This window comes from Kordia sp., assembly GCF_045105435.1.
Classification (GTDB): Bacteria; Bacteroidota; Bacteroidia; order Flavobacteriales; family Flavobacteriaceae; genus Kordia.
In genome coordinates this window covers 1-10,461 of record NZ_JBGCDL010000178.1, presented here as the reverse complement: position 1 = coordinate 10,461, position 10,461 = coordinate 1, and the positions used below count along the sequence as shown (strand labels likewise).

Annotated in this window: 10 protein-coding genes; 3 read left to right on the top strand and 7 right to left on the bottom strand. The window is 34.4% G+C overall.

Annotated elements, in window-relative coordinates; genetic code table 11:
* Positions 1–173: 173 nt before the first annotated feature.
* The 3 genes from AB8B65_RS09520 to AB8B65_RS09510 form a co-directional block, all read right to left on the bottom strand.
* The gene (locus AB8B65_RS09520) at positions 174–2,624 is read right to left on the bottom strand and encodes a ribonucleoside-diphosphate reductase subunit alpha (protein ID WP_405300723.1); all 2,451 of its coding nucleotides are present in this window, start codon (positions 2,622–2,624) and stop codon (positions 174–176) included.
* A gap of 152 nt (positions 2,625–2,776) precedes the next feature.
* Positions 2,777–3,757, bottom strand: a complete 981-nt coding sequence (locus AB8B65_RS09515; protein ID WP_405300722.1) for a ribonucleotide-diphosphate reductase subunit beta — start codon at positions 3,755–3,757, stop codon at positions 2,777–2,779.
* A gap of 272 nt (positions 3,758–4,029) precedes the next feature.
* Positions 4,030–4,599 (bottom strand): DUF3109 family protein, encoded by a 570-nt coding sequence (locus tag AB8B65_RS09510; protein ID WP_405300721.1) that lies wholly within the window; start codon positions 4,597–4,599, stop codon positions 4,030–4,032.
* A gap of 160 nt (positions 4,600–4,759) precedes the next feature.
* On the opposite strand from AB8B65_RS09510, the gene AB8B65_RS09505 reads away from it, so the two are divergent.
* From AB8B65_RS09505 to AB8B65_RS09495, 3 genes are all read left to right on the top strand, one after another.
* Positions 4,760–5,350: a MarC family protein gene (locus AB8B65_RS09505; protein WP_405300720.1), complete on the top strand. Its 591-nt coding sequence runs from the start codon at positions 4,760–4,762 to the stop codon at positions 5,348–5,350.
* Positions 5,347–6,651 carry a hypothetical protein gene (locus AB8B65_RS09500; protein WP_405300719.1) on the top strand — a complete coding sequence of 435 codons (1,305 nt, stop codon included), beginning with the start codon at positions 5,347–5,349 and terminating at the stop codon, positions 6,649–6,651. The genes AB8B65_RS09505 and AB8B65_RS09500 overlap by 4 nt, the downstream gene beginning before the upstream one ends.
* A 220-nt stretch (positions 6,652–6,871) precedes the next feature.
* Positions 6,872–7,474, top strand: coding sequence for an FAD-dependent oxidoreductase (locus tag AB8B65_RS09495; protein WP_405300718.1), 603 nt, complete (start codon positions 6,872–6,874; stop codon positions 7,472–7,474).
* Between the two features lie 243 nt (positions 7,475–7,717).
* Here AB8B65_RS09495 and AB8B65_RS09490 read toward each other — a convergent pair whose 3' ends face one another.
* The 4 genes from AB8B65_RS09490 to AB8B65_RS09475 form a co-directional block, all read right to left on the bottom strand.
* Positions 7,718–9,316: a S41 family peptidase gene (locus tag AB8B65_RS09490; protein ID WP_405300717.1), complete on the bottom strand. Its 1,599-nt coding sequence runs from the start codon at positions 9,314–9,316 to the stop codon at positions 7,718–7,720.
* 10 nt (positions 9,317–9,326) lie between these two features.
* Positions 9,327–9,761 carry a deoxycytidylate deaminase gene (locus tag AB8B65_RS09485; protein ID WP_405300716.1) on the bottom strand — a complete coding sequence of 145 codons (435 nt, stop codon included), beginning with the start codon at positions 9,759–9,761 and terminating at the stop codon, positions 9,327–9,329.
* Between the two features lie 131 nt (positions 9,762–9,892).
* Complete coding sequence (locus tag AB8B65_RS09480) at positions 9,893–10,084, bottom strand: hypothetical protein (protein WP_405300715.1); 192 nt, start codon at positions 10,082–10,084, stop codon at positions 9,893–9,895.
* A gap of 96 nt (positions 10,085–10,180) precedes the next feature.
* Complete coding sequence (locus tag AB8B65_RS09475; RefSeq protein WP_405300714.1) at positions 10,181–10,384, bottom strand: hypothetical protein; 204 nt, start codon at positions 10,382–10,384, stop codon at positions 10,181–10,183.
* Positions 10,385–10,461 lie beyond the last annotated feature (77 nt).

The following is a 10,461-nucleotide window of genomic DNA, read 5'->3' as shown; positions in this document are numbered from 1 at the left end:
TGTTGATGACTTTCTAGGGGAAAATACTGCTTCATTTCGTTTGTCGTTTTAAATAATTACCAATATATAACTAGGCAATATTTAAAACAAAGTGCGACTAAAAAATAAAAAAGGGAACACTTTTTAAAGCGTTCCCTTTTTCTATTTGCTGGTTTTTTGTAAAAATGTATGATTTAAGAACCACACATTAAGCAATCGTCATCTTGACCTTCTTTTGATCGTGCAATGATTTCTTTTAATTCTTCTGGCGTTAATGGCTCAACTGCCACAGGAGTTGGTGTCGATGTTGGTTTTGCTCCAACTGTTTCTACAGCAATTGCAGCTGCAGCTTCTACAGCAACTGGCGCTTTTTTCACCTCTTTCTTAACAGTAAACTTAATTGCATCTACTGCCGATTTTGTTCGTAAGTAGTACATTCCCGTTTTTAATCCAGATTTCCAAGCGTAGAAGTGCATTGACGTTAATTTTGCCATTGTTGCACCTTCCATGAATAAGTTTAATGACTGCGATTGATCAATGAAATATCCTCTGTGACGCGACATGTCAATGATATCTTTCATACTTAATTCCCAAACTGTTTTATACAATTCTTTGATGTCTTGTGGAATTTCTTCAATGTGTTGAATAGATCCGTTAGCACGCATTAAATCTTGCTTTAAATCTTCTGTCCACAATCCTAAGTTTACTAAATCTTCTAGTAAATGCTTGTTTACAACAATGAATTCTCCAGAAAGTACTCTACGTGTATATATGTTTGACGTATATGGCTCAAAACATTCGTTGTTTCCAAGAATTTGTGATGTAGATGCTGTTGGCATTGGCGCGACTAATAACGAGTTACGCACTCCGTTTTTAGCAACTTCCTTACGTAAAGTTCCCCAGTCCCAACGACCGCTTAATTCTTCATCTTTAATTCCCCATAAATTATATTGAAATTCTCCTTGCGATATTGGCGAACCTTCATACGTTTGGTATGGACCTTCTTCTTTTGCCATTTCCATAGAAGCCGTTACTGCTGCGAAATATAATGTTTCAAATATTTCTTGGTTCAGTTTTTTAGCTTCATCCGAAGTAAATGGCATTCTTAATTTGATAAATGTATCTGCCAATCCTTGTACACCTAATCCAATTGGACGGTGACGGAAGTTAGAGTTTTCTGCTTCTTTTACAGGATAGTAGTTTCTGTCAATTACTTTGTTTAAGTTTCTTGTAACACGTTTTGTAACGCGGAATAACTCATCATGGTCAAATTCTTTTCCTTTGATAAACATTGGCAATGCAATCGAGGCCAAGTTACAAACTGCTACTTCATCAGGAGATGTATACTCCATGATTTCCGTACATAAGTTTGACGAACGAATGGTTCCTAAGTTCTTTTGATTCGATTTACGGTTTGCCGCATCTTTATATAACATGTAAGGCGTTCCGGTTTCAATTTGAGATTCTAGGATTTTTTCCCATAACTCACGCGCCTTAATTGTTTTTCTTCCTTTATTTAGCGATTCGTATTTTAAGTATAGTTCTTCAAACTCATCACTGTGTACGTTGAATAAGTTTGGACATTCGTTTGGACACATTAACGTCCAAGAACCATTCTCTTCTACACGTTTCATGAATAAATCTGGAATCCACATTGCGTAGAATAAATCACGCGCACGCATTTCTTCTTTTCCGTGATTTTTCTTTAAATCTAAAAAGTCAAAAATATCTGCATGCCAAGGTTCTATATATATTGCAAATGAACCTTTACGTTTTCCTCCACCTTGATCTACATAACGCGCTGTGTCATTGTATACTTGTAACATTGGTACAATACCATTACTAGTTCCGTTGGTTCCTGCAATGTATGATCCTGTAGCACGCACGTTGTGGATAGATAAGCCGATTCCACCTGCTGATTGTGATATTTTCGCCGTTTGTTTTAGAGTGTCGTATATTCCATCAATACTATCATCTTGCATTGCAAGCAAGAAACATGATGACATTTGTGGTTTTGGTGTTCCAGAGTTGAAAAGCGTTGGAGTTGCATGTGTAAAGAACTTTTTAGACATTAACTCATACGTTTCAATTGCAGCATCTAGGTCATTTAAGTGAATTCCAACAGAAACACGCATTAACATGTGTTGTGGACGTTCTGCAATTTTACCATTTAACTTTAATAAGTATGAACGCTCTAAGGTTTTAAATCCGAAGTAATCGTATCCAAAATCGCGATTATAGATAATAGTAGAATCTAAGCGATCTGCATTTTCCATAATTACATTATATACCTCATCAGATAATAATGGTGCATCTTTTCCTGTTCTTGGGTTTACATACTCATACAAATCTACCATTGTCTCAGAGAATGATTTCTTTGTGTTTTTGTGTAAGTTTGATACGGAAATACGCGCAGCCAATCGTGCATAATCGGGATGCGTAGTCGTCATTGTGGCGGCAATTTCTGCGGCAAGGTTATCTAATTCTGAAGTTGTTACTCCATCGTATAATCCTTCAATTACACGCATAGCAACCTTTACAGGATCTACTAAATCGTTTAAGCCATAGCATAACTTTCTCACTCGTGAAGTGATCTTGTCAAACATCATTGGCTCTTTTCTTCCGTCTCTTTTTACTACAAACATACGCTCATCTGTTTTTTGTTCCTTTCTGCTCTCGTTCAGAAAAGGGGTTAGTTATTTTACTAATTTTTCGGCGAAAAAATTAGCATTTGGTATTTTATTAATGTGTTTTAAAACTTTGATTGCAGTGCAACCAAAATCAAAGGGATTTTCTTTTAGAAATCAGCGTCAAAGCTAAATTTATCTTTCTCTTCTTCTTTATTAAGCACACCTGCTTTTTGGTATTCTGAAACTCTTTTTTCAAAGAAGTTTGTTTTACCTTGAAGAGAAATCATATCCATAAAATCGAATGGATTTGTTACATTGTATTCTTTCTCACAACCTAATTCTTGTAAAAGTCTGTCGGTAACAAACTCCAAGTACTGCGTCATCAATTTAGCATTCATTCCAATAAGACTTACAGGTAAAGATTCTGTGACGAATTCGCGCTCAATATTTAATGCATCTACGATTATAGAACGGATACGGTCTTTAGGAACTTTATTTACTAGGTGATTATTGTGTAAGTGTACTGCAAAATCACAGTGCACACCTTCATCACGAGAAATTAACTCGTTTGAGAAAGTTAACCCAGGCATAATTCCTCTTTTCTTCAACCAATAAATAGAACAGAAAGCTCCTGAAAAGAAAATACCTTCTACGGCAGCAAATGCAATTAAGCGTTCTGCGAAACTTGGTGATTCAATCCATTGTAAAGCCCAATCTGCTTTCTTTTTGATTGCTGGAAAATTGTCAATTGCCTTAAATAACTTGTCTTTTTCTTTTTCATCTTTCACATACGTGTCAATTAATAATGAGTATGTTTCTGAGTGAATGTTTTCCATCATAATTTGGAATCCGTAGAAAAACTTCGCTTCAGAATATTGTACTTCATTTACAAAGTTCTCTGCTAAGTTTTCATTTACAATTCCGTCTGATGCTGCAAAAAAGGCAAGAATATGTTTAATAAAATAACGTTCGTCATCATTTAACTTAGTGCTCCAATCTGTTAAATCTTGGTGAAGGTCAATTTCTTCAGCTGTCCAAAAACTAGCTTCAGATTTTTTATACCATTCCCAAATATCTGCATGTTTGATTGGAAAAATCACAAATCTGTCTTTGTTTTCTTGTAAGATGGGTTCTACTGCTGATGACATAAAATTATCGGGTTTTTTAATGTAAAATTGGGTAAAAGACTATTGTTTGATTTGGGAATAACAAAGATGAAAAATTGTATGCGAAAATGAAAGTCTAACTTATTCACAAAGTTAGTGAGTTTTTAACAACAGTACAGTTTTTTCCTACTTTTTTAACGTTTTGAGAAATGGCATTTTTTACTGATTATCAAATACTTACAAGAATCAATTCTTTGCTAGCAGCGATAAAACAAGAGATTGCAAAAAAAAATGGGAAAATGAATTTTTAATAATTAGCGACCTAATTTTTTTGCAGTTTTTTCTAATTCTCCGTACCAGTCTTCTCCAAATTTTCGAACCAAGGCTTCTTTGACAAATTTATAGGTTGGTACTTGTAATTCTTTTCCTAAAGAACAGGCGTCATCACAAATTGGCCATCTGTGATAATTTACTGCGGCAAAATCACTGTAGGCTTCTACTCGAACTGGATATAGGTGACAGGAAATAGGTTTTTTCCAATCGACCAAACCTTTATTGTAGGCTTCTTCAATTCCGCACAAAGCGGTATTTTTTTCATCAAAAATAACATAGGCACATTCGGCACCATTTACTAAAGGAGTTTCTAAGTCGCCATTTTCTTGCACAATATAGGTTCCTTGTGTTGAGATGGCTTCAATGCCTTCTTTGCGTAAAAAAGGTTTTACGGTATCGTAGATTTCTTCTAATATTTTGACTTCTTCTTTTTCAAGTGGCGCGCCTGCATCACCTGCAATACAACATTCACCTTTGCATGCAGCCAAATTGCATACAAAGTCGTTTTCAATAATATCTTCTGAAATGATGGTTTTTCCTATTTGAAACATGTGGCAAATATACTTTTTTTTCTGACTGTTTATTTTGACTTTTTATGCAAACTTAAAAGCAATGATTTATTCACCTTAATTTAAACTAAAAAACACATGTTTTCTCTTTGATAATTAGGCGAATAATGTACATTTGCCGCGAATTTAAAGATATACTAAAATGAATTTGAATTGGAATCATATTTTAACAGCTAGTATGTTGCTTTTTGCGGTAATTGATATTATCGGAAACATACCTATTATCATCGATCTACGACGTAAAACTGGACACATTCAGTCTGGAAAAGCCACCATTATTGCAGGTGTAATTTTGACCGTATTTTTGTTTATTGGACAAAGCATGCTGAATTTAATTGGAATTACCGCAAGTCAGTTTGCCGTTGCAGGTTCGTTTGTGTTATTTTTTCTGGCACTAGAAATGATTTTAGGAATTACCTTATTTAAGGAAGATGGCGAAGATGCTATGAGTGATGCTTCTGTATTTCCTATTGCGTTTCCGTTGGTTGCTGGACCTGGAAGTTTGACTTCGATTTTGTCGCTTCGTGCTGAGTTTGATGCACAAAATATTGTGATCGCCATTTTAATCAATATGATTATTATGTATATTGTGTTGAAAGCTTCTGCTAACATTGAACGTTGGTTGGGACAAAACGGAATTCGTATTTTAAGAAAAGTTTTTGGCGTTATTTTATTAGCCATTGCCGTTAAGATATTTACTTCGGGGATTCAAGAAATATTTACAATGAAATGAAATTAAGCTCTTATATCCTATTTATTTTTAGCATTTTGTTATGTGTGAATTATGCAAGTGGACAATCTGTTGGTACAAAAAACAATTGGTCAGAGAAATTAATTGATCCTATTGCTGTCGATAAGACTTTAGAAAGCTTTATGTACAACATTACCATTTCAAGCGGATTTGATACTATTTTTAATAAGCAACCAAGATACGTACGTCAATTTTCCAATCAGTTTGGCTATGGTGATCCTATTGCAATGAAAGGCGATACTGTGTATGTACATACAGAGGCTCATTTTAATGCAGCAGGACAGATGACAAAGTTGAAAAATGAAGATAATACTTATTTTTATTTTTATGATAAAAAAGGAAATATCGTGCATCGTGAAAGCCGCGATAATGATGAAGACCATTATGGTGATAAGGATTCTCGTGTAGAACGTATGTCTTATGATACTTATGGAAACTTATTAACGTATTTTGAATATAAAATAACCAAAGATTCTGTGTATCACTTTGATGAATACAAAACATATTCGTACCAAAAACAAGGAACTGATATTATTGTAACAATTAAAGGTTTGGAAGAACGTGCAGGAGGAAGAAGTTACTACCAATATATAACTACAAAAACATTTGATAATGCAAAATTGATTCAGCTAGAGCATAACAAAGGAAAGTTTTTGGGTAATGGTGCCAGCAATGAACGTACAGATGAATATGTGTATGAAATCATTAAAGGGAAACCGTATCTTCAATCTGTAAAATATACTTCTTCAAATCAAATTATGACTTACAATACTTTAGATACGTATATACGAGATACTTTGGGACGTTTGGTGATGAAATTTGACAAAACGATAAAACCAAGTGGATATTACGGATATAGATACATATATGAGTATCCTGAGAAAAATACCAAAGTAACGAAATTACTTTTTGAGACCAATATTCCAAAGGCACGACGTGGTTCCTATGAAGATGTAAAAGAAGGTTTGCAAAAAACCTTTATTAAATCGGTTGACAACTACGGAAATGTTACAAAAGATGCTGAAATTGACTCAGATAAAAACGTTGCTGCAAGAACTCAGTTAGCGGAGTATACTTTTGACAAACATTTGAATTGGATAACAAAGACTATAACGGATAAATACGAGTACACACTCAAAGATGAAGATGATACAGGAGATGTAGAAAAATATTACCGAGAAATATCGTATTTTAGCAGTCCAGAAAAATTGGCAAAACCGCCAGAAATTGATAAAAAAGCTACAGCGCTGAAAAATGAAATTCTTTTAGCGTATTTTAAATAAAAGATAAAATTGTTATGAAAAAATTCTCTTATATATTTATTGTTCTTGCCATTATACTGAGTATTTACAATGCAACAAAGTTAGATTTTGACAATTTACTTCAGGGCGACAGTTTGGTTGCCGTAGTTAGTATTGTTGCTGCGATGTGCGTAATTTTAATTTTATTAATTTTTCTAACGTCTAAAAAGATTGAAGAGAAAGTAAAAAATCATAACAAGTAATGTTTGATGTACTCGTTATTGGTGGCGGCGTTTCTGGAATGCAATGCGCGCTTGTGTTAGGTTCTGCAAAGGAAAAACCATTTGCTACAACTAAGGATATTGGTATTGTATTGCATCAAAAGTCTTCACACTTACAAAATGCCTTGTTTAATAATGTACTCGGTTTACCGAAAGGAAAAACAGGTGCTGCAATTTTAAAAGAAGGGCAAGCACAGTTAGCAGAAGCGTATCCGCATGTTGCGCAAATTGCTAACGAAAAAGTACTTGAAATTTCAGGTGAAACTGGTAATTTTCAAATCATTACCAATAAAAATACTTATCAAAGTAAACTTGTTGTCATTGCACTCAATTATTCAAAACCACTTACTATTGATGGTTTGGACGAATTTACAGCGCCGCATCCGAGAGCTGCTACAAAAAAAGATCGTGTGTACTTAAAAAACGAAGATCATTTGGTAAAAGAAGGTTTGTATGTGTGCGGAACGATTGCAGGTTGGAGAAGTCAGTTTGCCATTGCCGCTGGAAGTGGCGCACAAGTTGCCACTGATATTTTAACGCTTTGGAACGACGGAAATCACACGAAAGTGCATGATAAAGTCTAGATTTTAGATCGCTTGCGCTGTTAGATGTTAGACCGCTACGCTGTTAGATTTTTCTAAATTACCTTCCAACTTCTTGAATGGAATATTGGATGGATTTAAAGTTTGGAAGATTTAGTTTTCACCACGAATTCACAAATTGTTTTTTTTGGATCACTAGTACTTTTTAGATCAACACGAATTCTGTTTGATTAGAAATTGGGTTTTTGAAGTCTAATTTAAAATTCAGCATTTACAATTCAAAAATTAATCATTGTGCAACTCCATCACTTTTTCAATCATTTTATCGCCTTGATTGAGCTGTTGCTGATATCCATTCATTCCAAATAATTGCTCAATATAAATGGCTTTGATATGTCTTCTCATCTGGTCAGCATATTTTTCAATGTAGATACGTTGTCCGCGCATTTTACGAAAAAACGCTGCATATTCTGTTAGCATTTCGTCTGTAACATTAAAATTTTGCACAAATTCTTGAAGCGTCATATTGCTGTACATCGTTCTGTCTGCATCAAGTTTATTGAATACAAATTCATCCATATAACCTACTATTTTAGTGCGCAGTCCACGTTCGAGCGATAATTGTTCTGGTGTACTTAAAAGTGGTACAAATACATCTGGAATAATTCCGCCACCGCCATATACAATTTTTCCTTTTGGTGTTTCAAATCGTAACGAATCTGCTACTTTAATGCTGTCAATTGACTTTAATTCACCTGATTTGAAACGTTCGTAATACTCATCAAAATAGTCGTTGTGTCCTTTTTTGTATGAACGCTGAATGGAACGTCCTGTTGGTGTATAATACCGTGAAATTGTTAGGCGCACAACCGAACCATCGCCAAGTGGCATTGGACGTTGTACCAATCCTTTTCCAAATGATCTTCTTCCTACAATAACGCCTTTGTCATTGTCTTGCAAAGCACCTGCAATGATTTCACTTGCAGAAGCCGATTTTTCATTGATCAACACATAAATTTCGCCATTTTCAAAACTACCTTTGGATGTTGCGTAATAGTTGTCAATTTTCCCTTTTTTGTTTTTTGTGAAAAGAATTAACTTTCCATCTTTCAAAAATTCATCTGCAATATCGCGTGTAACATCTAAAATTCCACCAGGATTATTTCGTAAATCAAGCGTCAAATTCTTGGCTCCTTTTCGTTGTAGAGTTCTCAGTGCCGCTTTAAATTCGTCATAAGTTGTTTCTGAAAAACGATTGATTTTTATATACCCTAAATCGTCAGTCAACATATAATGTGCTACCACACTTTTTATAGGAACTTTGGCTCTTTTTAGATTGATATGAAATTTTTCATCTGTTTCTTTACGGTAAATTTTCAGCTTTACAGACGTAGCTTCTGTACCTTTTAATTTTGAAATAATTTGCGTGTTGCGCATTTTTTTTCCGTACAAAGTATCGGAATCTGCCATAAGAATGCGATCGCCAGCTCTAATTCCTGCGGCAACACTTGGTCCGCCTTCTAGCGTTCTTACTACCGTTAAGGTGTCATTTATCATGTCAAACCTAATACCAACTCCGACAAAATCGCCTTGCATGTTTTCGGCTACTCTTTTTTCTTCGTCTGAAGAAATGTATACCGAATGCGGATCTAGGTTTTCGAGAATATTTGTCACGGTGACATCTACAATACTATCTACATCAACATTATCTACATATTCGTAATCAATATAATCAATTAGGCGATTGAGTTTGTCTTTACTTCTGTTCGATGAAAATAGTGTTTCGGGTGATGCACTGAAGTTTAATTTTCCACCAATAAATACACCTGCGGCAACTGCGGCTGCAATGATCACGGGAAGTAAGTATTGAGTTCTTTTATTCAAATTTTATTTTTTATGAGGTTTGAAGTGTTGGAATGTGTTCTACTTCAACGCCTGCTTTTTGTAAAAATTGTATGCCTGAGTCATCTTTGTATGCGTCAACATACACGACTCTTTTAATTCCTGCTTGATGAATGAGCTTGCTGCATTCTTTACAAGGAGACATCGTAATATACAACGTAGCACCAACACAGGATTGCGTGGAAGCGGCTACTTTTAAGATGGCATTTGCTTCTGCATGCAGTACATACCATTTGGTGTATCCTTCTTCATCTTCACAGAAATTTTCAAATCCTGATGGCGTTCCATTGTATCCATCAGAGATTATCATTCTATCTTTTACAATAATCGCACCGACTTGTTTACGTTCGCAATAAGAGAGTTTTCCCCATTCTTTTGCCATGCGTAAATAGGCATGATCATATTTGGCTTGTTTTTGTTTAGGCATGTGTAAATTTAACCTTTTTAGTGTAAAAAAAGCAACTATAAAAGTTGCTTCTTTACCTTATATAACGAAGATATTAGGTTTCTGATGGAATCACAATAGCTTCGTTGTTAATTTTTTACCAAAATTATATTTTAAGGAATTGAATAGCATGGAATACAAGATGATTTTTCTGTTCCACAAGTTTGTACCCTTGTAATTTCACAATCGCACGATTGTTCACATTCTGTTTCTACTCCGAGATTTCCTCCACGCAGATTCAGTACATTAAATGAAGAAATTTGTTTTTTGTTTAAATTCAGTTTAGAGATTTCTCTTTTTTTCATAAGTATTAATTTTTGTGATTAATTATTTCTCAAAAGTATCCAAATAAAAAATCAGTTCATAACACTTATAATCCAACATTTATAAATAACGACTTATTATTTTGAGTTACATGGCAAACAATCTGATTCTTCCGTATCGCAATCACAGGTATGATTTTCTGCATTAGTACAATTACAAGAACATGTTCCTTCGCAGTCAGAATCTGCATGTACCAATCTTCCTCCACGTAAATTATAAAAAGTTAGTGTTGAGATTTGCTTCTTGTTAAGACTTAATTTTGTGATTTCTCTTTTTTTCATATTGACTTCTCTTACTGTTAATACTTCCTATAAGCTATCAAAATGATTTTAGTTTACCAAAATCTTGCTTTGATAAG